The 23,485-nt window shown below is 59.2% G+C and carries 19 protein-coding genes, 1 tRNA gene and 3 pseudogenes; 10 read left to right on the top strand and 13 right to left on the bottom strand.

Annotation, left to right across the window (positions count from 1 at the left end):
* Positions 1–93 precede the first annotated feature (93 nt).
* The gene (locus VR71_RS23025) at positions 94–912 is read left to right on the top strand and encodes a family 16 glycosylhydrolase (protein WP_296430797.1); all 819 of its coding nucleotides are present in this window, start codon (positions 94–96) and stop codon (positions 910–912) included.
* Positions 913–938: 26 nt separating this feature from the next.
* A complete protein-coding gene (locus VR71_RS23020) occupies positions 939–2,159 on the top strand; it encodes an O-antigen ligase (protein WP_045686655.1) in 1,221 nt (406 codons plus the stop codon).
* A 16-nt stretch (positions 2,160–2,175) separates the two neighbouring features.
* On the opposite strand, the gene VR71_RS23015 is transcribed toward VR71_RS23020, so the two are convergent.
* From VR71_RS23015 to VR71_RS23000, 4 genes are all read right to left on the bottom strand, one after another.
* On the bottom strand, positions 2,176–3,078 hold the full coding sequence (locus VR71_RS23015) for a polysaccharide pyruvyl transferase family protein (protein WP_045686654.1): 903 nt from the start codon (positions 3,076–3,078) through the stop codon (positions 2,176–2,178).
* A complete protein-coding gene (locus VR71_RS23010; protein WP_009816102.1) occupies positions 3,075–4,580 on the bottom strand; it encodes a lipopolysaccharide biosynthesis protein in 1,506 nt (501 codons plus the stop codon). The genes VR71_RS23015 and VR71_RS23010 overlap by 4 nt, the downstream gene beginning before the upstream one ends.
* Before the next feature lie 25 nt (positions 4,581–4,605).
* Positions 4,606–5,886 carry a polysaccharide biosynthesis/export family protein gene (locus VR71_RS23005; protein WP_083781498.1) on the bottom strand — a complete coding sequence of 427 codons (1,281 nt, stop codon included), beginning with the start codon at positions 5,884–5,886 and terminating at the stop codon, positions 4,606–4,608.
* Between the two features lie 94 nt (positions 5,887–5,980).
* Positions 5,981–6,694 (bottom strand): sugar transferase, encoded by a 714-nt coding sequence (locus VR71_RS23000; RefSeq protein ID WP_296430795.1) that lies wholly within the window; start codon positions 6,692–6,694, stop codon positions 5,981–5,983.
* A 477-nt stretch (positions 6,695–7,171) separates the two neighbouring features.
* Here VR71_RS23000 and VR71_RS22990 point away from each other — a divergent pair, with 477 nt between their 5' ends.
* Positions 7,172–8,062: a Stf0 family sulfotransferase gene (locus VR71_RS22990; RefSeq protein ID WP_296430793.1), complete on the top strand. Its 891-nt coding sequence runs from the start codon at positions 7,172–7,174 to the stop codon at positions 8,060–8,062.
* Positions 8,063–8,132: 70 nt separating this feature from the next.
* Here the strand turns inward: VR71_RS22990 and VR71_RS22985 are convergent, their stop codons facing one another.
* Positions 8,133–9,284 carry a glycosyltransferase gene (locus VR71_RS22985; RefSeq protein ID WP_296430791.1) on the bottom strand — a complete coding sequence of 384 codons (1,152 nt, stop codon included), beginning with the start codon at positions 9,282–9,284 and terminating at the stop codon, positions 8,133–8,135.
* A 231-nt stretch (positions 9,285–9,515) separates the two neighbouring features.
* Between VR71_RS22985 and VR71_RS22980 the strand changes: the two are divergent.
* The 5 genes and pseudogenes from VR71_RS22980 to VR71_RS22960 all read left to right on the top strand — a co-directional run bounded on the left by VR71_RS22980 (position 9,516) and on the right by VR71_RS22960 (position 17,207).
* Positions 9,516–10,531 (top strand): annotated as a pseudogene (locus VR71_RS22980) (IS110 family transposase).
* A gap of 171 nt (positions 10,532–10,702) precedes the next feature.
* Positions 10,703–11,611 (top strand): LysR family transcriptional regulator, encoded by a 909-nt coding sequence (locus tag VR71_RS22975; RefSeq protein ID WP_045686651.1) that lies wholly within the window; start codon positions 10,703–10,705, stop codon positions 11,609–11,611.
* 272 nt (positions 11,612–11,883) lie between these two features.
* Positions 11,884–12,660 (top strand): alpha/beta hydrolase fold domain-containing protein, encoded by a 777-nt coding sequence (locus VR71_RS22970; RefSeq protein WP_296430789.1) that lies wholly within the window; start codon positions 11,884–11,886, stop codon positions 12,658–12,660.
* A 68-nt stretch (positions 12,661–12,728) separates the two neighbouring features.
* The gene (locus VR71_RS22965; RefSeq protein ID WP_045686649.1) at positions 12,729–13,919 is read left to right on the top strand and encodes an efflux RND transporter periplasmic adaptor subunit; all 1,191 of its coding nucleotides are present in this window, start codon (positions 12,729–12,731) and stop codon (positions 13,917–13,919) included.
* A gap of 114 nt (positions 13,920–14,033) precedes the next feature.
* Entirely contained in the window at positions 14,034–17,207 is a 3,174-nt protein-coding gene (locus tag VR71_RS22960) for an efflux RND transporter permease subunit (RefSeq protein WP_045686648.1), read from the top strand.
* A gap of 141 nt (positions 17,208–17,348) precedes the next feature.
* On the opposite strand, the pseudogene VR71_RS25420 reads toward VR71_RS22960, so the two are convergent.
* Positions 17,349–17,531 (bottom strand): annotated as a pseudogene (locus VR71_RS25420) (IS6 family transposase); the annotation flags it as partial.
* Positions 17,532–17,676: 145 nt separating this feature from the next.
* Here VR71_RS25420 and VR71_RS22955 point away from each other — a divergent pair.
* Positions 17,677–18,096, top strand: a complete 420-nt coding sequence (locus VR71_RS22955) for a hypothetical protein (RefSeq protein ID WP_045686647.1) — start codon at positions 17,677–17,679, stop codon at positions 18,094–18,096.
* Positions 18,097–18,488: 392 nt separating this feature from the next.
* Here VR71_RS22955 and VR71_RS22950 read toward each other — a convergent pair.
* From VR71_RS22950 to VR71_RS22920, 6 genes are all read right to left on the bottom strand, one after another.
* Positions 18,489–18,563, bottom strand: a tRNA-Phe gene (locus VR71_RS22950).
* 77 nt (positions 18,564–18,640) lie between these two features.
* Complete coding sequence (locus VR71_RS22945; RefSeq protein WP_009816113.1) at positions 18,641–18,823, bottom strand: DNA gyrase inhibitor YacG; 183 nt, start codon at positions 18,821–18,823, stop codon at positions 18,641–18,643.
* A complete protein-coding gene (locus VR71_RS22940; protein ID WP_045686646.1) occupies positions 18,820–19,845 on the bottom strand; it encodes a ribonuclease E/G in 1,026 nt (341 codons plus the stop codon). The genes VR71_RS22945 and VR71_RS22940 overlap by 4 nt, the downstream gene beginning before the upstream one ends.
* Entirely contained in the window at positions 19,842–20,420 is a 579-nt protein-coding gene (locus VR71_RS22935) for a nucleoside triphosphate pyrophosphatase (RefSeq protein ID WP_009816115.1), read from the bottom strand. The genes VR71_RS22940 and VR71_RS22935 overlap by 4 nt, the downstream gene beginning before the upstream one ends.
* A 190-nt stretch (positions 20,421–20,610) precedes the next feature.
* Positions 20,611–20,829 carry a translation initiation factor IF-1 gene (gene infA, locus VR71_RS22925; RefSeq protein ID WP_005978431.1) on the bottom strand — a complete coding sequence of 73 codons (219 nt, stop codon included), beginning with the start codon at positions 20,827–20,829 and terminating at the stop codon, positions 20,611–20,613.
* Between the two features lie 83 nt (positions 20,830–20,912).
* Positions 20,913–21,797: a carbon-nitrogen hydrolase family protein gene (locus VR71_RS22920; protein WP_045686644.1), complete on the bottom strand. Its 885-nt coding sequence runs from the start codon at positions 21,795–21,797 to the stop codon at positions 20,913–20,915.
* 161 nt (positions 21,798–21,958) lie between these two features.
* Between VR71_RS22920 and VR71_RS22915 the strand changes: the two genes are divergently transcribed.
* Positions 21,959–22,249, top strand: a complete 291-nt coding sequence (locus VR71_RS22915; protein WP_009816118.1) for a type II toxin-antitoxin system Phd/YefM family antitoxin — start codon at positions 21,959–21,961, stop codon at positions 22,247–22,249.
* On the opposite strand, the pseudogene VR71_RS22910 reads toward VR71_RS22915, so the two are convergent.
* Positions 22,212–23,449, bottom strand: a pseudogene (locus tag VR71_RS22910) (urate hydroxylase PuuD). The gene VR71_RS22915 and the pseudogene VR71_RS22910 overlap by 38 nt on opposite strands.
* Positions 23,450–23,485 lie beyond the last annotated feature (36 nt).

Raw genomic sequence — 23,485 nt, 5'->3', positions numbered from 1 at the left:
ACGAAAGCACGCCGATGCGCTTTGCATTGGATCGCGAATTCCCGGAAAACTCGGCCCGACATGCCGTCCACCGTCCAGCTGCAGGAGTGCTCCATGCCAAAGATTCGCCTCTTTCCCTCCGCCTTCCATTCCGCAAGGCTTGCAAGGTACTTCGGCGCGGCGCTTGTCACTTTGAGTCTTGCACCGCCTGTACCGGCGGCGGAGGAAATCCCGCAAGGCTCCAGCTTTTTCGATGATTTTGACAGTTTTGATAAATCGCTCTGGGGTATCTCGGACGGTTGGGTGAATGGGACCTGGCAGAATTGCGAGTGGTCCAAGGATGCGATGTCCGTGTCTGACGGATATCTCAACCTTCAGTTTCTCCGTCACCCGACCGAGAAACTCGATTACCTCTGTGGAGAAATCCAATCCCGCAAGACATATGGCTACGGGGTTTACGAAGTGCGATTTCGCACGGCGCAGGGATCGGGACTCAACGCCGCCTTCTTCACCTATATCGGCCCGCATCATGGCAAGCCACACGGCGAGATCGACTTTGAGGTTCTGACGCACGACACTTCGCGGGTAAGTCTGAACACCTATGTTGGTGGAGAGCCCCACAACGGCAAACCCGTGCCCCTGCCACATCCGTCAGACGACGGCTTTATCACTTATTCCTTTGTATGGTCGGAGGACGGCATCACCTGGTATGTCGACGGCGTCAAAATGCACGAAACCGCCGCCGGGTCGCCGCTGCCCACTGATGCACAAAAGATCTATGCCAGTTTCTGGGGCAGCGATTCTTTTCCCAACTGGATGGGGCGTTTCGATGAACCGGAGCAGGATCTGACGATGAGTGTCGACTGGATCGCCTTTACGGCAGAGGGCGAAAGCTGCCAGTTTCCGGCCTCCCTACTCTGTAAACTGGAATGATATCCGGAGCGGGGTATGAGCGTGGAATGGTCCCCGTCTCGCGCCGGTACATCACTGCCCCGGCCCATGTCGTCGAGATCTCGCTCGATGGGGTGCTTGCCGGAATAGCTGTCGCGGCACTGGTGCTCGTCCCGATGCTTCGCACCTATGGCGCGCTGCTTTTTTTGATCGCAGGCGTCCTTCTCTGCGCGCGTCACTGGACGCGGGTCGCCGCCGTCTGCCTCAATTACTGGTACCTGCTGTGTCTTCCGGCCTTCTGCCTGATGAGCTTTGCGTGGTCGCAATTTCCGGGGCTGAGCTTTCGGTACGGGCTGCAACTTATGGTCACGATGGTCATCGCCCTGATGATTGTGACTAGGATCAGCCCCAGGCTGTTTGGTCGGCTGCTGTTCTTGTGTTTCGCAATCGCGATGGTGGCGAGTGTATTGGTCGGGCAGGTGCGCGTCGATACCGGAGCCTGGCTGGGCATTTACGGAAGCAAGAATGCACTGGCGGGAGCTGCCGCCATCTTCGTCGTGATCTCGATCGCGCAGGCCCTCGACAGCAGCGCCAGCTACCGATTTCGCCTGATGGCCTGTTTCGGCATCATGACGGGGGGCATCCTGCTGCTTCAGGCACAGTCCATGAGCGCCCTTCTGCTCATCCCTCCCGCGCTCCTGATCCAGGCTGGCTTGCTCATCCTCTACAGACTCACCCCGTTGCAGCGGTCCGTTACGATCATTGCGGTCCTGCTCGGTGTCAGCCTTGGCGTTCTTCTGGTTGCGGTGAACATGGACGCGCTTGTGCGCACAGCCCTCGAAATGATGGGCAAGGATGCGACACTGACCGGGCGCACGGACCTCTGGCGGATGGCCACGGATCTGATTGCGCAACGCCCGCTGTTCGGCGTCGGCTATCAGGCCTTTTGGGTGCAGGGGCACGCCCCGGCCGAGGCCCTCTGGGCGCAATTCGGTATTGATGGCCGGAGCGGTTTCAATTTTCACAACACCTACCTGTCGAACGCGGTCGAAATCGGTCTCGTGGGGGTGGCATTGCAGGTCGGTGTGCTATACGGCGCTGCCGTTGTGACCTATCTTTGGGCTCTGCGTTCGCGCAGCGCCGAAGCCACACTAATGTTTGTTATGGTGGTGATCGTGATCATGATCAGCTTTGTCGAGGTGCCGGTGTTCTTTCAGTTCAGCCTGCGCACCGTGCTGATCATCTGCGCCTTTGCCTATGCGGTGCAGGAGCTGCGTGCGACGCGGTAGCGATCCTGATCCGGACTTAGGCCGACCAGGCTTTATCCCCGTAGTCCCGGACCATCGCCTCGACGCTGCTCATGGCGCGGTCTGTTGCGCGTTCGATTGCACTGTCGGCGCTCAGGTGCGGATCGGCACGGGCGAGGCTTTGCAGGCTGCGCGCAGCCAGATGCCGACACGCCCAGTTGACCGGACGGCCCGCCGGGTTCTCAAAGACCGCGCGCACGCCCGGACCACTGCCGGAACGTCCGGTTGCGACGGCCCAGGCTTCGCGGCCATTGGACGGGAGGAGGGGCCGTGGTCGATAGGAAATGGCAAGCGAGTCGGTCCAGTCGTACCATTTGAATCGATGGACGTGATGCATGGTCTTCACGCCGATCCAAGGCGTGCGCATCGCGTCGGCGACAATTGCGCCGTGCATCGCCTCGGCGATCACCAGGTCTGCGCCGCGCAGTTGGGCAATCACCCGATCCGGGCTTTCGGTTGGATCAATGAAATGGATGCCGGCAAGGTCGCAGGCCGCGCGCCAATCGCCGCGTTCTATGCTTTCATAATGCGGTATGAATGCTGTGCCGATTGCCTTTGCCGGTGGGGGCAACGGGGTAGCACGCAACAGGACCGCCGCATCGGTTATCGCCTGATGCGGATCGAGACCTAGCGCACTTGCGGTCCGTGGGCCGCGCACGAACCGGAAATCCCAAGTCCCGTCGGAAATGTCCGGCAGAGCTGTGTAGCCGCCATATCCCGATCCGACGACCAGCTTACGTGCGAATCTGGGGTAATTGTGCTGAATCACCGAGCCGATTCCGACGAACAGCGTGGTGGGGTCTTCGTCGAAGAAGCTCTGCGGCAGCAGATGATGCCACATGGTGGCATTCAGCTCGTCCCCGAAGTTCGGGGGGCGGCCTTGGAAATATGTAAGTTTCATGCAGTCTTTCTCCGACCAGGCAACACGAGGTTGAGGATCTCCACAATTCTGTCCGTTGCGATCAATCCGAGGACGGCCAGATAGGTGACTATCGCGATACCGATACGGGCCGCCACTGAGATGGCGGGAGATAGCTCGGGCGCCAGATGCTGGGTTGCCAGCACCGCAGAGATCATCGCCAGGGTGGCAATAGCCGGGGTGACAAACGTCCCTAGGTACTTGAGGAGTCCAATCCCCAGCAGCCGTGCCATCATGATGACCGATATCGGCCAGACCAGTAGGGATTTGAGAACGAGCGCGATCATGAGCGTCTCCAGCCCGGCACTGAAGGTTACACCGATCACCAGCAACGACGTTGCCTGCTGGATGAGCTGGTAGAAGAACCACCAGTTTGCTTTGCCTTGGCTTCGGATGAACGCGCCTTGCACAACGCTGACGCCCGCTATGCAGCCGATCACGCTGAACATCTGCACTGTGAATCCGGCACCCTGCCACCGGGGATCGAAGAGCAGTGCCACGATGTCGGGGGCGAGCGCCAGGAGCAGACTGAACAACGGCAGGCTGACGACCGCCGCCGAGAACGAGGCAATGTAGAAGGCGCGGGCGGTCTTCTCGCGGTCATCCTGAAGAGATGAGAACAATGCATGGGTCACAGATGAAAGCGCGCCGCCGACGAATTGGGTCAGCATCAGGTAGAGCTTTTGAGCAAAGAAGTAGAACCCGAGCATCGCCGTGCCGCCAAGCGCACCCAGTACGATGTGATCAAGACGCATTGTCGTCAGCATTCGCGTTCCGGACGCATAGAGCCCGTATCCGGTCAACTCTTTGATTGCGTGCAGATTGAAGCTCAGACCCGGGCGCCAGCCGGAGGTCCAGAAGACCATCGCGCAGATCACGATACTGCTCGAAAGCTGGCTGATTGCCAGAGCCCAATAGCCATAACCAGCCCAAAGCAAGGAGAGGGTGATGACCAGGCTGACCGCAGTGGCAACGGAGGTTCGTAAGGCGACAAGCTTGAACTTCATCGACCGCACGATCATCGCGTTGGGCACCGCCACCGACAGGTCGAGCGGGATACGCAGTCCCAACAGCGGTAGCAGCGCGGCAATTGCGCTGTCGCCTGCCCATTGCGCGATGGACGGTGCTGCCAGAAAGACCGACAACATCAGAACCAAACCAACCGCAATCGTCATCCAGAAGACACTGTCGGCGTTGGATTTCGAGATCGTCTTGCGCTGAACAAGTGCCTCGCCGAACGCAATTGGCGACACTGCTATCGCCGTCATCACCAAACTGCTCGCGAGGCCGAAGAGCCCCAGATCGGCCGGGGAGAGATAGCGTGCGCTGACGTAAAAAATCAGCGTGGAACCGAAGATTGGAATAGCCGTGTGCAACGATGACCAGAGCACTCCAACAGCGGCGGACCGCGACCGGCCGGCGCGGACATGCGGATGATAAGCCGTGCCAGGAGCGACAGCGGTGGTCTCAAGCGATTGGCTCATGGCAAATTCCGATCTGGCTGATGCTTCAGTTGACCGATCCGGCTGCGGAAAACGCCGCCGGGGTTTCTGGAAAATCCTCCTCCAGAATGTCGGGGAATTGGACCTCGACCACATCACCCGGCAAAATTGAGGTATCGCTCTGCGCCTCAAACTGCCGGGAGTCGCCTTCGCGGGTGCGGGTGATCCAGAATTCCGGCGTGCCGACGGCGCGCGCATGCAGGCTTTCCAATGTGACGTCCTCGCCGAGTGCTGCCGACATCAGCGCATATTCTCCGTCCAGCTTGGCTTCGGCCTGCACGATCTTGGCGGTGACCTCTTGCAGTTCGGTCACTGCGGTTTCGGCTCGCGTCGCCTCCAGCACAATCCGTTCTTCCTCGATGTCTCGCAGATTTTGCTGTGTCGACAGGATTGAGCGCTCGATATCGAGCACTCGGCTTTCCACCTCGCCAACATAGCGCACGCGATCAAACAGCCGCACACGGGTCGCCAGACCTTGCTCGACCATGTCTTCCTCGCGTCTCAGTTCCTCGCGACCAGCCCGCAGTTGCTCCGTGTTGGTTGTGAGTTTCTGTTCCAGCACGCTGATCGCATCGTTCAGCGCGGTTTCCGCCTTGTCGAGGAACGCCAGCTGCTGGTCGAGCAGTTGGTTGCGGGCCTCAAAGATCGCCGCCTCGCCCGCGCGGAACTTGCTGACGCTCGGTAGGTCCGGACTATCTTGTGCGGCTGTTATTTCACTGCGCGCGACTTCTGCAGCCAGGCGGTCCCGGCGTGCTTCGAGAAAACGCAACTCCTTGCTCAGAACCATGGCCGCGCTCCGGGCAAGGTAGAAATTGCGTTCTTGGCCAAGGATGGGCTCTATCCGGGCAGTACCGCCAGCGAGCGTCACGGCCTTGAGTACAGTCAAGCCGGGAGAATACGTGTAGACATTCGGTGCATCGACCTCACCCGCGACGTAGATCATCGCATATTGCTCGACATCGACCGATACTCGGGGCGTGCGGCCGGCTCCGGCATAGCCTGCCATCCCTTCCTGAAGGGTCGATGCGATTTCCTGTGGTGTCAGACCCGCCACGTCCACGCTACCGACCAGCGGTACAGCGATCTTTCCACCGGCACTGACGCTGTAGCTGTCCGAAACCGTCAGCAGTTCCTCGACCGTGCCGTCGGCAGCGTTCCAGATCGTCGCCCGCACTTTGAGAATGTCGTTCATTCCAACTGGTACGTCCGGCGTTTGCGCTAAGGCTGGCTGGTTCAGCCAGAGCATCGCGGTCAGACAGGCCGATATGGCCCTTGATGTCCATTGCATCACGCATCCCTTTTCATAGTTTGCCGTGCTGCATCGCCAATCTGATGCGTGCAAGACCAGATGTCTGCGGTGTTGCGCGCGATCCCGCCGCGGCTCAATACGAGCCCCGCGCCGCGATAACCGCCGGGATTGTGCGGACTAGAATCACGCAGTCCAAAAACAACGACCAGTTTTGTACATATGATTTGTCCAATTCGACCCGCTTGTCGTAACCGACATCGCTGCGTCCGCTTACTTGCCAAAGGCCGGTGATTCCTGGGTGTGCGCTCAGATAAAACTGCACCGCGTCGCTGTAGAGTGACAGTTCATCGCGCACCACGGGGCGTGGCCCGACCAGACTCATTGAGCCGACCAGAACATTGAGCAATTGCGGCAACTCATCGACGCTATAGGTACGGAGAACCCCGCCAATCCGGGTTACACGGGGATCGTTCTTCAGTTTGCGTTCGGTTACCCATGTATGGTGCTCGTCAGGGTGTTCTGCCAGGTAGCGGTCCAACAGGTCCTGACCATCGACCACCATTGAGCGAAACTTCCAGCAGCGGAACGGCTGCCCGGCATAGCCGATGCGAGTATGACCAAACAGCACAGGGCCGGGCGATGTAAGCTTGATCGCGCAGGCGATCAGCATGAACAGAGGGCTTAGAAGAACGAGGCCGAAGAGCGCAACGAAAACGTCCAAAACTCTCTTTGAGCGCCCCCCTAACACCCTGCGGGAGGAGACTCTCGTATCGCCATGCTCGTGGCCGCCGGAACAAGTTTGGCGACTGGTAAACACTTCCGGGCTAACTTCATTCGACGTCGACATGTGCGTGCTCCTGAAGAGGTGACTGGAAATCTGCACAAATCATTACTTGATGGCTCCGATATCGTGTAGCGTCACTTTGCAACTGCAGCGAGAACAGCAGAATTTTGCCACCTCTGCTTGGCAGAAGTTCCTTAAACACCAAATAAACTCAGGGGATTCGGCTCGCGCTCATGGTGTCAAATCAATATTAGCGAACTATAACAAGACCTTCCTTAGATGCGCGAACTATCGCATTTTCGGCCACGGTTTCTTGCCGATGGGCATGCAAGTCATGAGAAACGAAGCTCGCTCCGGCCGAATCTCGGGTGTGGTCGCGTAACTAAAGGGTTTCATTTGCTGGCCAAGGCTTTAATTGCACGACTGCAAAGACACGGCCAAGCCGAACAATCACATCGAAGCGAAGAGCGCCCTGCCCTGCTCATGGGTAGATCGGTTACCCGGAACAAGCAAACACTTGACGCACTGTGAGGATGACTCGTGACCGCACCCCCTGAAAACGAATTAAACAGCCAGCAGCTTGCTGTTCCGGAGACTCTCTGGCAGCGGCAATTCGCAGTCGAGAACGACTTCGATCCGACCCCGGCGACATGTCATGTCGCCATTTGCACGACGCCGCGATGCGGCAGCCATTTTCTCGGCCATCAGATGCGTGCCCTGAATTGCTTTGGCTATCCGCTGGAATATCTCAATCCCGGCAACTGGCCGGTCTGGGAACAACGCGCGCGCCGTGCCGGTGCCGCCGATACTCTCCAATTCATCAAATCAGTTCGCACCGGTCCCAACGGAGTTTTCTCCGTAAAGTTACACCATGAGCATCTGGAAGCGTTTGTGGACCACGAAGTCGATCCGTTGAGCTATCGATTCATCCAACTACAGCGCCGCGATCTCGTGCGGCAGGCGGTTTCATTTGCGCGGGCGCAGCAAACAGGGGCTTGGATCTCGGACATGCCGGAGCGGGCCGAAGCGCGATACGACCGCAATCTGATTGCGGCGAAGCTGGATGCGATTGCCGATTTCAATGCCGGGTGGACGTCTTTCCTGGCCAGTCTGGGCGTGAAGCCCTTGGAACTCTTCTACGAGGATGTCGTCGCCGACCGGAGGGGCGCAATGCAGCGTATTGCGGCCTATCTCAGTATCGAGTTGCCCGACGCATCGACCGACGAGGATGTCTTTCAGCCCAAGGCTCAACGTGCATCCAACGATCCTACAGAAGTCTGGGTCGAGCGCTTTAAGTCAGAGAATCGCGGTGCTATCGGGCAATGTCAGCCCATACCGGGTTATCGACACACGCCGAAGGCGCGACGTCTTGGCAATGGTGTTCGGCAAACTGTTTCGGGCGCGCTGCGGCGTTTCGGGCTTGGGGCGTGACCACAGTGTCAGGGAGACAATGCTGTCCGCTTTAGGCTTGGTGTCGACACTCAAACCCGAGAAGGCCGTCCTAGCGGTCTGCTGGCGAGATTCGGAATGCCGGGCTCAGAGCGTCTGCAATCGCCTCGGGGCGAAGTTCGAACTGCTTGTCGTCCTGCTCCAGAATCCCTTGCGAAAGAGCGCTGAGTTCAGGACGCGTGATACGGCGTAGGAGCGCGACAAGCGCATCGGCGGAGGGCTCTGATATTGTCAGGCCCAGTTGTTCGGCTGCGACCTTTCGACCTGTCTCGGTCGTTTCAACCGCAATCGAAGGGCAGCCGAACCAGCTCGCCTCATAAATCCGATTGGGCAACAGCCAGTCCGAATTCGCGCCGCTCTGCCAGAGATCCTGCGCCCAGACGAGATCGCTGCCAGCATAGATCGCTTCCAGATCGCCGGGATAGCTATAAGGGCCAAAGAATCGAATATTTTCCCGCGACTCCACAGCGGCGTCGATGTCGCCGACCGCGTGTCGGTGAACATTCCCGTGGATGTTGATCTGCACGTCCTTGCCCATCCGGTCGGCGGTTTGAAGCAGGATCTGAAGGCTGGGCGCACAGCGAATGGATCCAACCCAACTGAGTATGATGGGACCCTGCGCATCGCGTCGCGGTGCGTCCAGCGGACGCGAGACCTTTGCGCCATCGAACCAGAGCTTGTTCTCGATAATCGAGACGTCACCGAGGAACCCCTGAACCGGCACGAAGTAATGTTCAACGAAGCCGGGCGAAGAGACGATCAGAAGCTGTACGCGCGCCAGAAGGCGCCGTTCACACCAACGCATCAGAGCACCAATCGCATCGGGGCGCGTGAATAGCCGATGAATGTCGAGGCACTCGTATACGATTGGGACCCGTCTTCGACCGAACAGGCTTCGTGCCATCCAGGCGAGGATCAAAAGATCGAAGTTTCGCGCCACAATGACATCTGCAGATCTGAGATCCTGCCGTGATCTGAAGGTTGGCCAGAGCGCTCGGATAAGAGCAAGCAGGCGTTTGCCGTAATTCTCGTTCGGGACGTGACCGAGGCTGGTATTCGTCCAGTCTGGCACGAAGTCCGCGTTCATATTGCCGCGCTGAAACGCCAGGCTTCGCACGTCGTAGCCGAGCTGTAACAAGCTGCGAATACGGCGAATCTGCGAAGCCTCTTTGAGGTCAAAAGCAAAGACAAGGACACGCGCCATGATCATTCCATCTCGTCTCCGACCGCCGACGGGCGCGTCGGCAAATACCGCGTTCCATTATTTGGTGGTGGTCTGTCGATGCAAGGAAGCAGTGTCTGGTCGACGGGAACGGGCGGATATCAGCTTGGAGTTGGTGTTGTCACTGGGGAGTGAATTGATGCGGTGGATGCCCCCACCGGCCGGCATCGTATAACATGACGGTTCTATATTCGCTTAGTGGAGGGCATATCGATGACATCAAAGATCAGTATTTTGGCGATCGACTTGGCAAAAGGCAGTTTTCAGGTCTGTGCAGTTGGGCCCTATGGGGTGGTTGTCTTCAACCGCGCCGTGTCGAGAACCCGTCTGGCGACGCTGTTGGCTGACCAGCCTGCCTGCATTGTCGCAATGGAAGCCTGCGCGACGTCGCATCACTGGGGCCGTATTGCTCAAAGTCATGGCCACGAAGTTAGGCTCGTGCCTGCTGCTTACGTGAAGCCGTTCGTAAAGCGCCAGAAGAATGATCGCGCGGACGCGGAAGCCATTGCGGAGGCCGCCATGCGTCCGACCATGCGGTTCGTAGCCGTAAAGAATGTGGCAACCCAAGGCCGGGCGGTCGCGTTCCGAACGTATCAATGTATGGTTCGACAGCGCACGCAGCTTATCAATGCCCTGCGCGGCCATTTGGCTGAGTTTGGGTTGGTAGTACCCAAAGGGCCGGCAAGCCTCAAACTGCTTGAGAACGCCCTTGCCGAAGAGAGCACAGATCTGCCCGAGCCGGTCCGACACATGGGATCAATCTATGTTGAGCAGATTGCGCGGCTCACCGAAGTCATAGACCGGCTTTCCGATGAGCTGGAGACCTCATCAAAGACAGATGAGCAACTGCGCAGGCTTTGCACCATTCCAGGGATCGGCCCTGTCACCGCAGGTGCTGTCGCGGCATTCACGCCTGATCTTGACACGTCTGACAGCGGCCGCAACTTCGCCGCATGGCTGGGTTTGGTGCCTCGACAAAGGTCAACGCGCGGAAAGGCCAGACTGGGATCGGTCAGCAAGATTGGGCAAACCGACATCCGTCGATTGCTGATCGTCGGCGCCACGAGCGTGATACGTCGGGTCGTTCGTAAAGGTGGCAACGCCAACCGCTGGTTAGCCGCACTTGTCGCGCTCAAGCCGAAGAGGTTGCTGCCGTTGCCTTAGCAAACAAGATGGCCCGAATGATCTGGGCAGTTACAACAAAGCAGGAGAATTATCGAATGGCGTGACCTGAAACTGAAAGGGGAAAGGGCACCTCACTGTCGGCAACAACTTGACGATCCCGCTGAACCTAGGGAATTGATTCATGCTTTTCATTCATTTGAACAAGTGCGCAAACTTCTCTACGCTATTCCTACCTTCGTACAATATGCCCAGCGATCACATCGGACAGAGGTTTAATGGATCAACTCTCCGCCATGCGGGCCTTTGTCAGGGTCGTTGAAACGGGAAATTTCACCCGTGCCGCGGAAAGCCTGCGCATGCCCAAGGCAACCCTGACCAACCTTATTCAACGCTTGGAAAAGCACTTGCAGACCAAGTTGCTGAGCAGAACCACGCGCCTCGTGATCGTGACGACTGATGGCGCGTTCTATTACGAACGGGCTGTGCAACTCGTGAGCGAGATCGACGAGCTCGACAACAGCCTGACACATCGCCAGACCCGCCCCAGCGGCCGGCTGCGGGTCGAAATGTCCGGTGCCTTCGCCGATTGGTACGTCATTCCGTCACTGGCTGATTTCTATCAGAGTTATCCTGACATCCAGCTCGACATCGGTGTCACTGACAGAACTGTCGACTATGTGCGAGAGAACGTCGACTGCGCACTGCGGGCCGGGGAACCCAAGGATCAGTCATTGATCGCCCGGCGCGTTTCCGAAATCGGCCTAATCACCTGCGCAGCGCCTTCATATCTTGAAAACCACGGGACACCTTCAACACCGGCACAGCTCGAAACCGACCATCTTTGCGTGAACTATTTCATCGCCCAGACTGGCAGTCTGAAACCCTTTGTTTTCGCGCAAGATGACAGCGAAATTTCCATCAACAGCAAGCACCGGATTGCCGTCAACGATGTCCGAAGCTATTTGCGTGCCACGATTTCTGGCCAGGGCATCGGCCAATTGCCGGATTTCATGGCCGAGGACGAGATCGCCAAAGGCGCGCTTGTGCCGGTGCTGTCAGACTGGAAGGCAAAGACGGTTCCGGTCTATGTGGTCTATCCGCCAAACCGGCACCTGAGCAACAAGGTCAGGGTTTTCGTGGATTGGCTGATCGGCATGCTGTCCGACATCCAGCCGGTTCGCTGACGCTGCATTGTGATCGCGCGTTCTCTCGTCCCGACAACCTCAATCACATGTATGGCGTGCGGAGGGATGAAACAGGTCATTTCGCCAGCACCTCTGTCGCTGATACTGGCGCAAATCAGACGATTATACGAAAACACGAATAGTATAACCCAAAAAGGCAACCTTGTTAAATTTTCCGAACAAATGCATCTATTCGAGGTGAAGGGATTACGGCCCCTCGATTAAGCTTCTGAACGAAGTGAGATGATACGATGGCAATAGACCGAAGGGACATGACGCTTGAAACTGCTGCCAGCGGGTCCGTGCCTGCACGCATTCTCAATTGCTCGGCACAATGCACCTCTGCACCGATCCTGCTTTTCTTTCGCGGCTGTGCATTTCAGGGCGACAAAAACGAGGCCAACCTCGTTGCGGAGACCATTGCTGGGACGGGAATAACCGTCGTCATACCAGATTGCTGCGGCGTGTCGGGAAGCGTGTTTCCCAGCCCGCTTGAAACCGGCTTTGCGGTACTGTCCCATCTGGCACGGAAACGCGCGGGCCTTGGCACAAGGAAATCTCCCTTGCTGGTTTGTGGTGTGGAATCCGGCGGAAACCTCGCGGCGGCGGTTGCGCTCAAGGCCCGGGACCATTGCGAACATGCTTTGGACGGCCAGGTCCTGCTGTCACCCTTGCTTGACCCATATATGGGCTCGGCCTCGATCCGCAGCGGCGCGCCTGTCGACATGCGGAACCGCTGGACAGAGGGTTGGAGTCACTATCTGAGCGGCGGTTTGTGCCACCCCTACGCGGCACCCCGAACCTGTTCTAGGTTGGCTGGCGTCGCACCAGCCCTGGTCGTCACGTCCGAAGACGACCCGCTGCACGACGAGACACTCGCCTATGCGGTGGCGCTGATCGCTGCAAACGTCAAGGTCAGCCAACACATTCTTCCCGCCGGGATGGGGTGGCCCTCGATCTATGGCTGCAAGGGCGACACACCCGTAACTTGGCAAGAGAGCCTCGCCAGGCAGTTTTCCGACTTTTTGAATTCGCTCAACAACCAGTGACAATCTGACCGCGCCTCGACGGGGCGCGCGACCACTGGCCGCTTTTGTCCAGATCAAAGGAAAGACTGATGAAACCGAGAAACAATCACTGGACCCTCGCGGGCGCCAGCCTGGCAATTGTCGTCTCCCTTGCGGCGGGAACGGCGTTGATGGACTTCCCCACAACCAAATCTGCGATCGCGGCGGAAACGCAGGCCGAAGCCCCTGCGGTGCCTGTGACTGTAGCGGAAGTGACCAGCAAGAAGGTCGCGCTGTGGGAGAATTTTTCTGGCCGTCTGGAGGCCGTCGACCGGGTTCAGATCCGGTCGCGGGTCAGCGGCACAATACAGTCGGTGGATTTCCGCGAAGGGTCGTATGTCAAGGCCGGCGACCTGCTGTTCACCATTGATCCCGAACCTTTCGAGACTGCCGTCACCCGGCTCGACGGTCAGGTGGCCCTCGCCAAAGCCCAGCTTGACCTGGCCCAATTGGAACTCGACCGGGGCGCCAAGCTCATCAAGAACCGGACCATTCCCCAAAGCGTCCTTGATCAACGGCAAAATACCGTCTTGCAAGCCCAGGCGAACCTGCGCACCGCCACAGCGGCCCTGAGATCTGCAAACCTCGAACTCGGCTACACGCAGGTCCGCGCGCCGATCTCAGGCCGTGTCGGCAAGATTGAAATCACCGCCGGAAACCTGATCGCTGGCGGCGCTACTTCGCTCACGCTGACCACGCTCGTGTCCGTCGATCCCATCTATGCAAGCTTCAACGCGGACGAAGACCTGATCTCCGAATTGCTTGCCAAGCTACCACGCGACGTTGGCACCATGCCCCCGCTCGATCTTGTTCCGGTTGAGATCGAAACTGGTAACGTAAGCGGCAAGCCGGTCAAAGGCAGGCTTCAGCTTATCGACAACGAAGTCGATGCCGCCAGCGGCACCATCGCTGTCAGGGCCGTTTTCGACAACCCGGACGGACGGCTCTTCCCCGGCCAGTTTGTTCGCGTCCGCATGGGCGAACCGTTGCTCGAAGACAAGATCCTAGTCAGTGAACGCGCAATCGGCACTGATCAGGACAAGAAGTTCGTCTATGTCGTCGACGACGGCAACAGGGTCAATTACCGCGCCGTGGAACTTGGCCGCAACGCCCAAGGCCAGAAGATCGTCGAACAGGGCCTCACGCCGGGCGAGCGGATCGTGGTCAACGGCCTGCAACGGATAAGACCCGGTGCGCTGGTCGATCCCCAACCTCAGGAAAAGATCGCCTCGGTGAACTAACCTTGCGCGGCTAGGCGTCGCGGCACGCACCAAACACGAAATGCATTTTTCCGATGGCCGCCCGCCACCGGATTGGCTTCACCTGTCTCAATCCTCCCTTGAAGGACATGGAAAATGAATATCTCCAGACTTTTTATTGACCGCCCGGTCTTTGCGGCTGTGCTGTCACTCCTGATCCTGCTGGGTGGCCTGATCAGCATACCAAACCTGCCGATCTCGGAATATCCCGAGGTGGTCCCCCCCTCGATCGTCGTCAGGGCGACCTACCCCGGCGCGAACCCCAAGGTGATTGCGGAAACCGTCGCAACGCCGCTCGAGGAACAGATCAATGGTGTCGAAGGCATGCTCTACATGTCTAGCCAGGCGACCTCTGATGGTGTGCTGACACTGACGGTGACCTTCGAGCTGGGGACCGACGCGGACCAGGCGCAGCAGCTTGTCCAGAACCGCGTCTCCCAGGCCGAACCTCGCCTTCCCGCAGAAGTCAGGAGCCTTGGTGTCTCGACTGTGAAAAGCTCGCCGGACCTGATGATGGTGGTGCACCTAACCTCTCCGAACGACCGTTACGACATCACTTATCTTCGTAACTACGCGGTCCTAAACATCAAAGACCGGCTGGCACGGATCGACGGTGTCGGTCAGGTTCAGGTGTTCGGGTCGGGTGACTATTCTATGCGGGTCTGGATAGACCCCCAAAAGGCGGCTCAATACGATCTGGCCGCCAGCGATATTACCAATGCCATTCGCGAACAGAACGTTCAGGCCGCCGCCGGCATTATCGGCGCGTCGCCGAATGTGGACGGCGTCGACATGCAACTCAGCGTCAATGCACAGGGTCGCTTGCAGACGCCAGAGGATTTCGGGAACATCATCGTGCGCGCCGGCGAGACCGGCCAAGTCACACGCCTGCACGATGTCGCCCGGATCGAACTCGGCGCGGCGGACTATTCACTGCGCTCGCTCTTGGATGGCAAAGCCGCCGTTGCCTTGCCAGTGTTCCAGTCTCCTGGTTCCAACGCGATCGCGATCTCGAACGAGGTGCTCACCACCATGGAAGAGCTTGAGGAGGCGATGCCGGACGATGTCGAATTCGAGATCGTCTACGACACCACCAAGTTCGTCCGCTCCTCTATCGAGAAAGTCGTGCACACGCTGCTGGAAGCCGTCGCACTTGTGGTCATCGTGGTCATCGTATTCCTGCAAACCTGGCGCGCCTCAATCATTCCGTTGATCGCCGTCCCGGTTTCGATCGTCGGCACATTCGGCGTCATGTATGTGTTCGGCTTTTCCATCAACGCACTCAGCCTCTTCGGCCTCGTGCTCGCCATCGGCATCGTCGTGGATGACGCCATCGTCGTCGTCGAAAACGTCGAACGGAACATCGAGAACGGCCTCAACCCGCGCCAGGCGACCTACAAGGCGATGAAAGAGGTCTCCGGGCCGATCATCGCGATCGCACTGGTGCTGGTGGCAGTCTTCGTTCCCCTGGCGTTCATCTCTGGTCTGTCTGGCCAATTCTTTCGCCAGTTCGCCCTGACAATCGCGATTTCCACGGTGATATCCGCGATCAATTCGCTGACTTTGTCCCCGGCTTTGGCTGCGCTTCTGCTCAAGGACCATCACGCCCCCAAGGACTGGCTGACAAAGGGAATGGACCGGCTGTTCGGATGGTTCTTCCGTGCGTTCAATAAGGCGTTCGGCGCAGGGTCCAATGCCTATGGCCACAGTATCGGTGGCTTGCTGTCCCGCAAGAGTCTCGTCATGGTCGTCTACCTGGCGCTTGCTGGCACGACATACGGCCTCTTTACGTCCATTCCCGGCGGCTTTGTGCCCGCGCAGGACAAGCAGTATCTCATCGGCTTCGCGCAACTTCCCGACGCCGCCACGCTCGATCGTACCGAGGACGTCATCCGCCGCATGAGCGAGATCGCGCTGGAACAGCCCGGCGTCGAACATGCGGTCGCCTTTCCGGGTCTTTCGATCAACGGCTTCACGAATTCCTCGAATGCGGGCATCGTTTTCGCAACGTTGACAGACTTTGACGAACGCCAATCTCCCGAGCTTTCAGGGGATGCGATCGCGATGCAACTGAACCAGAAATTTGGCTCCATTCAGGATGCCTTCATCGCCATGTTCTCGCCCCCTCCCGTGCAGGGGCTGGGAACAACCGGGGGCTTCAAACTGCAAATCGAGGATCGTGCAGGCCTCGGGTTCGACGTGCTCGACAGCGCCAACAAGGCGTTCCTGGCCCAAGCATACCAAGCGCCCGAACTGGCCGGATTGTTCTCCAGCTTCCAGATCAACGTCCCGCAGCTATACGCAGATCTCGACCGCACAAAGGCCGAGCAGCTGGGCGTTTCGGTGACAGACGTCTTTGACACGCTGCAAATCTATCTCGGGTCGCTTTACGTGAACGACTTCAACGCATTCGGCCGGACCTACTCGGTCCGGGTTCAGGCGGATGCAAAATACCGCGCTCACGCAGAGGACGTCGGACAATTCGAGGTCCGCTCCCGAACCGGAGAGATGATTCCCCTTTCCGCCCTGCTCGATGTGTACCCGACCACGGGGCCGGACCGGGTCACACGGTATAACGGCTACCTTGCCGCCGACGTCAATGGCGGCCCCGCCCCCGGATTTTCCTCGGGGCAGGCCCAGGACGCCGTCGAAAGGATCGCCGCAGAAACCCTGCCGAAAGGGGTCGCGTTCGAATGGACCGAACTGACCTACCAGCAAATCCTCGCCGGCAACTCCGAGGTGTTGGTCTTCCCTCTGATCCTGCTTCTGGTGTTCCTGGTTCTGGCCGCGCAGTACGAAAGCATGACGCTGCCAATAGCGATCATAATGATCGTCCCTATGGGGGTTATGGCCGCGTTGACCGGCATCTGGCTCACAGGGGGGGACAACAATGTCTTCACCCAGATCGGTCTGGTCGTCTTGATCGGGCTCTCGGTAAAGAACGCTATCCTTATCGTCGAGTTTGCACGAGAGCTTGAGATAGAGGGCAGGACGCCGGTCGAGGCCGCGATCGAAGCCAGCCGCCTGCGCCTGCGCCCGATCCTGATGACCTCGATTGCCTTCATCTTGGGCGTGCTGCCGCTCGTTCTGTCGACAGGGGCAGGCGCGGAAATGCGCGTCGCAATGGGCGTTGCGGTTTTCGCGGGCATGATTGGGGTGACCGTCTTTGGTATCTTCATGACACCTGTCTTCTATGTGCTGTTGCGCAAATTGGTGGCCAACCGTCCAATAGCGCGGCATGATGATCAGCAAGAGCGCACAGTGATCTGAACCTGATACGCTCTGTGCGGGGAGTGGGCAAAACTTGGTGGTCGATGTGATAGGTTGAGTTGGGACCGTCAAGTTGTTGCCGACAGATCGAGAGGAGCGGCGGTTCTGGGTGTCACGAAGGGATGCTGTTTGCGCAGGTGTTCCAAATTTTCCAACCCACGCCCTAATCGCCGCGTTGCTGACAACACTACCGCACTCGGCGAGCAGATCCTCAACGTCGCGCAAGCTAAGAGCAAAGCGGTCGTCTGCCCAAACAGCGTAGGATATGATGGAGCGCGGGAAACGGTAGCCTTTCAGGCAGGGTGTGGAAATCTTCCTGATCATCAAACCGCGCGACTGGCCAACGAGACGACCCTCAACAACTTGACGATCCCTCGGCACCATAGTCGCCGCGTGCCGCCTTGTTGACTTGACTGTCAGCGGCGCGTTCGTCGGCGAGTCATACGACGGTTGGCATTGGCGACGCGCATTGGGTGGCCTGATTTCCGAGTTCCCAGAGGTCCGCGCCTATGTAAAGGGCCCCCTGAAGGACGGCCTGACAACCAAGCAGCTTGCTTTGCTAGTTAGCGCAGTTGGCGAAGACCCTGGCACGAACGGCGTACCGATGCTGAGCGATTTAGAGATGAAAACCGGACGTTCTTTCATGACGTGGCCGTCGATCCAAAGCGTTGTCACCGAGCACGTCCCGCCGGTCGAGTTGCGCCGGAAGCTGCTGGCGATGACAGGCAGCGGCGGCAAGGATGACCCGGCCGCCCGCTGTCTAAAACTCATAGACAAGCTCCGGGACGAGTACGGTGCTCTGGAATCGAAACCACGCCATCCCGACTTAGCATCAGGGAAACAGTGGCCGATTCTTTCGCCTTATCCATATGCTGAAGACGAGAGTTGACGGATCGCCACACCATCTTCTCGTCAATACTGCAAGTGTCGGCTTCCTGCCGTCACGTCAAAATATGTCCAACCCGCGTCAAAGGGCTGCCCAAAGTCCGCCTAATCTTTTCTGAGTTGGCGGTCCCACATGCGCAGCGAGCTTCCGCGTTCCCCTCATCGTGACGAACACTGCGCACGCGAAGCACATGTCTGTGTCCGGTAAGTGTGGGACGTTTGCTCCAATACACTACTGCATAGAGGAGATACTGGGATCTCAGGCTCAGGTGTCTTGATTGCCGCTCAAGTGCCAAGCGGCGCGCAAATGATACCCATGTGATACCCAGACAATTCCGGCCTCGTAACAGGTTGCCAGGTTAATGCCCGTAACTATTTGTTATTTTTTAGTTTAAATGGTGCCCGGGGGCGGAATCGAACCACCGACACGAGGATTTTCAATCCACTGCTCTACCCCTGAGCTACCCGGGCATGGGAGAAGGCTTGGCCTTCGGGTGGATGCGTTCTAGGCGAGCGCGCGCGGGGTGTCCAGAGGGTATGAGCAAAATTCAATGGGGTTTTTGCAGCTCTTGCTCCAAGGCGTCGATGGCCTCTTCCAGATCGGCGGGCTCTGTGGAGGGAACAGCGTAATCGCCCGCAAACCATTTGCCGAGATCAATGTCAGCACAGCGCCGCGAGCAGAAGGGGCGGTAGGCGGGGTCAGTCTTTTTCTGGCAGATAGGACAGGTCATTTGAATAGGTCGGTCAGAGGCAGGCGGTCACGTTTGCGTTGCAACTCAAAGTGCCCCAGAGGTGTCCAGCCCACAAGCGCAGTTTCTGTCGCATCCTGACGAAACGTGGCGCGGAGAACGGATTCGAAGGTGCGGCGGTCTTTTTTGGGCATTGGTGCAAGATCGAGAGTGATCTGCCCCCCCAAGCCCCGCAGGCGCAACTGGCGCGGAAGGTCGCGGGCCACGGCGATGTTGGCCTTGAGCCCGGCCGCAAGACTGGCGTCTCCGCCAGTGTTGACATCCACGGCCACAAGCGCCCGGGTAGGCTCGATATAATATGATCCGCCACCAGGCAGGGGCACCTGAGGGTCACTGAGTGCCCCAATCTGGTCAAGCACGCCACTTGTTGCGAAGGAGCCGGGGGTGGTCATCACATCGGCCGGGGCCACCCAGTCGCGCCACGCAAGGGTATGGGGACCATCGCCTTCGGTCAGGGTCTCAGGCTCGGACCCTGTAGCATCGGCCAGAACGGCTTCGGCCAGCTCGCACATTGCGCGAATATCCTCTGCTATATCAGAGGCTTCGGCTGTATCACATGAGGAGCGCAAGATCAGGCCCATCGCACTCTGCCCCATCTCGGCGTGGGCGATTTCGAGGAGAGAATCGCGCAGGTCCTCGTCCTTGATCGAACGAGAGATATTGAGACCCGGCGCGTCAGGGGTGACGATTGCGTAACGGCTCTTGAAGAGAATAGTGCTTGTCACAGGCAGCGCCTTGCCTAGTTCGGCATAGCCCGTGACTTGCACCAGTAGCGGTTGATCGGGGGCCAAGCCTTTGATCTGGCGCAGGAAAGCGGACCCATCCGGGGTGCGCAGGAACATGCCGCCCTGGCCTTTGACGGGCCGGTCGGCGATGGCACGATAGATGGCACCGGGGCGCGGTTGATCCGAGTCGATCAGCAGATCCTCAAGCCGCCCGCCGACCAACAGGGCCGCGGCCTCGGCGCCGTTCAGATGGTCGAGCGCGATGGTGCGCAGGGTCATGGGGTGTCCTTCCAGAGAGGGTAGCCTGCGGCGCGCAATAGGCCAGCCGTTTCAGTGAGTGGCAAGCCGACAACAGCGGTGAAAGAGCCCTGAATCCAAGGGATTAACGCGCCTGCCGGACCTTGGATACCATAGCCGCCCGCCTTGCCCTGCCAATCGTTGGTGGCAAGGTAGGCGTTGAGGTCCTCATCCGAGAGACGCTTCATCTGCACGGTGGTCACGACGTCACGCTCCCATATGCGCGCACCGCGCCGGACGGCCACTGCGGTGACCACACGGTGTCGCCGACCGGACAGGGCGAGCAGGAATTGTGCCGCTTCGCCAATATCTTGCGGCTTGCCAAGAATGCGGCGCCCAAGCGCCACGGTGGTGTCGGCGCAGAGCACGATATCGCCCGCATCCGCCGAAACCGCCCATGCCTTTTGCCGCGCCATACGGGCGCAATAGGGGCGGGGCAATTCGGCCTTGGCGGGGGTTTCGTCGATCTCGGGCGGGCGGATGTCATCCGCCACCACCCCGATCTGCGCCAACAGATCGCGGCGGCGCGGGCTGCCAGATCCGAGGATCAGTTTCATTCCGACTTTGCCTCATCTTGCATCATGGCGGCGCGTTCGCGCAGGCGCACACCCAAGGAAAAGGCGGCAGAATCGAGGATCGCCTTAGCATGCGGATCGTTCATTTCCTGAGCTAATTCATGCACATAAGAGACCGCCTCTTTGGAGGCTGCCCGAAAGGCTTGGATGTACTCGGGGCTGCGCGCCAAACTTACTTGAAGCGATAGTTGATCCGACCCTTGGTCAGATCGTAGGGGGTCATTTCCACCTGAACTTTGTCGCCCGCGAGAACGCGGATGCGGTTCTTGCGCATTTTGCCTGCCGTATGTGCGATGATCTCATGGCCGTTTTCAAGCTCGACCCTGAATGTCGCGTTGGGCAGGAGTTCCTTGACGACACCGGGAAATTCGAGCGTGTCTTCCTTGGCCATGGTCTCTCCTTGATATGGCGCCCCGCCGTTTTGCGGAACGCGCTAGTAAATGCGCCTGTTTTGCGCGGTTTTCAAGGGTCTAATCACCGCAGACGTTCAGATGTGACCGTGACGTCGCGCCCCTGTTGATCGTCCCAATGGCGGCGGTTGAGGACGACCCCATCGGCGCGGACATGGGCGATGCGGTCCAGATCGACCTCGGCATAGGTCCAGCCGGGGCGGTTGAGCGTGCCCTCGGCAATGACCCCCGTGGGCGGAAACCCTGTATCTGGTGGGCCAAAGACGCCACCCACACCACAATTGGTGTCGACTGCCGGGGACCAATCCGCTGTGCCGACGGTCGAGGCCATGACGGTCACGCATTGCATCTCGAGGGCGCGGGCCATGGCACCGATCCGGACGCGGGAATAGCCAGTCAGCGCCTCTGTGCAGGAGGGCACGAGGATCAGGTCGGCATCGGCCAAAGCCTTGCCCAACAAAGGAAATTCGCTATCGTAACAGATCAGGATACCGATCTTGCCGAGGCTTGTATCAAACAGGCGGAGCGGGCCGCCGGGCGCAACATGCCATTCCTCGCGCTCGAACCGGGTCATGATCTGTTTGTCCTGTGCTGCGCGGGCGCCGGTGGGGGTAAAGAGCATGGCGCGATTTACTGGGCGTGCTCCCAAATCCGGGTCGAACACGGGGGCCGAAGCGCCCAAAATGTGTAGATCATGCTTGGTTGCAAGCTCCGCGTGCAGATCGTAAACCTCTGATATAAAGTCAGAAACAGCGTGCAAAGAGCGTTCCAGATCGCCTGCGGCCTCAGTGCCAGCGAGCATGGCCAATTCCATCGAGCCATATTCAGGAAAGACGGCAAGATCCGCCCCCTGCCCGGCCGCCTCGGCCACCCAATCGGTGAGTTTGCGGCGATACTCGGCCCAAGAGGTGAGTGCGTCGAGCGGATAGGCGGCGGTGGCGATTTTCATGCGGTGCGCTCCGGGCTGAGATCGGTTGTAACCTTTGTAAGGTTCTAGAGGTGATTTTGTAAGGTCTCGGATCGGTTTTGTCCCGACCGCTCGGTGGGGGCAACGATTTCTTAACCGGCGTCTGTCAGGTTCGTCTCATCGGGCAAGGCATGAGGCGGGCAATGTATGACGAGATGCCGATTCACCGGGTGCGGGTCCGTCTGCGGCGGGTTGTGGATCATCTGGCGGCGGGCGGACGACGGGTGATGGTGCTGCGCAACGGGGTGCGGGTGGCGGGCATTGTCTCGGTCAGCGATCTCGAGGCCTTGGAGAAGGCGGATCAGGCGCGCATGGAACACCACGAGTTGATGACGCAGGCGCGACTGCGGGAAATAAGCTGGTTGAAGGCGGGGCTCGATTCGGCACGCTATGAGACTAGGGCACGGCACGACCCGCCCGGTCCCAAGCGATGAGGGTGGCGCGCTCTGCCAGGTCCATCGCAGTGAGATTGGCGGGCGGCATAGCCTGGGTGAGTCCAGCATGCAGGTAAAGGGCGCGAGCCTGCCGGGCGAGGTCGACGGGCGTTTCGAGAATTACGCCCTTGGGCGCGTGGATCATGCCGGGCCAGAGCGGTTCGGCCGCGTGGCACATGGCGCAGCGCAGGGCCACGATCTCTTGCACCGCGTCAAAACCGGGGGCCTCGGTCAGGCGGAATTGGGCGGGGCTGAGGCGGGTGGTCTCGGGACTGGTTGCCGGCACCGTTTGGCCGCCGAGCGCGGACAGCCAAATGATGGTGGCGAAGATCAGCGCGGTCATGCCCCATGTCCACCAAGGGTGGCCACGCCGGGCGTGCAGCGTGTTGAAGAAATGCCGGATGGTAACGCCCATCACAGGACGACAAGGGCCGCGATGAGCCAGTTGTACGGCGTGGCAAAGGCGAGCGGGTAATGGTTGGAGAGCATCAGGAAGATGACAGGCAGGGTAAGGTAAGTGTTATGGGTCGAGCGCAGCTTGGTGATTTGTCCAGAGCGCACCTCGGGCCTGCGCCCGGCGCGCCGGTCGGCCACCACGATGCGCTGATTTGGCATGATGATGAGGAACACATTGGCGGTCATGATCGTGGCGGTGAAGGTCGCCACAAGCAGCATCATCGCGCACCCGGTGAAAACCTACGTCTAGGCCCACCCCATGCCGGTGAGCAGTCCGAAAAGAAGCAGCATGAGCCGGGTGGGGCGCGCGGCAAGCCCGGATTTGCAAAGCCGGTCGTAGATCAGCCAGCCGACACCCAGCGACGCCGCCGAGAGGGCGATGCCCTGCCCCGCACTGAGCGGACCGTCGGGGGCGAGCAAGGAGAGCTTTGCACCAACCCAATAGACCAGCATGAGGAGGACCGCCCCCGAGAGCCAGGTGGCGTAACTCTCCCATTTGAACCAGGTGAGGTGGTCGGGCCTCTGCGGCGGTGCCACGAGATAGTTGCGGAGATGGTAAAAGCCGCCGCCATGCGCCTGCCATTCCTCGCCCTGTGCGCCATTTGGCAAATCCGGGGCGCGGCGCAGACCAAGATCGAGTGCAATGAAATAGAACGACGTGCCAATCCACGCCCTGGTGGTGATGACATGCAACCAACGGGCGGCAAAACCGGCCCATTCAAGAAGCATCGCCGGGTCTGGCATCTGCGCGCGCTCCTGATGGCGATGACTCTGCGTGTC

Origin of the sequence: Roseovarius sp. BRH_c41 (assembly GCF_000961715.1) — a bacterium.
GTDB lineage: Bacteria > Pseudomonadota > Alphaproteobacteria > Rhodobacterales > Rhodobacteraceae > Roseovarius.
Note: the sequence above shows the minus strand (reverse complement) of the source record. Positions and strands in the feature narration are given on the sequence as shown.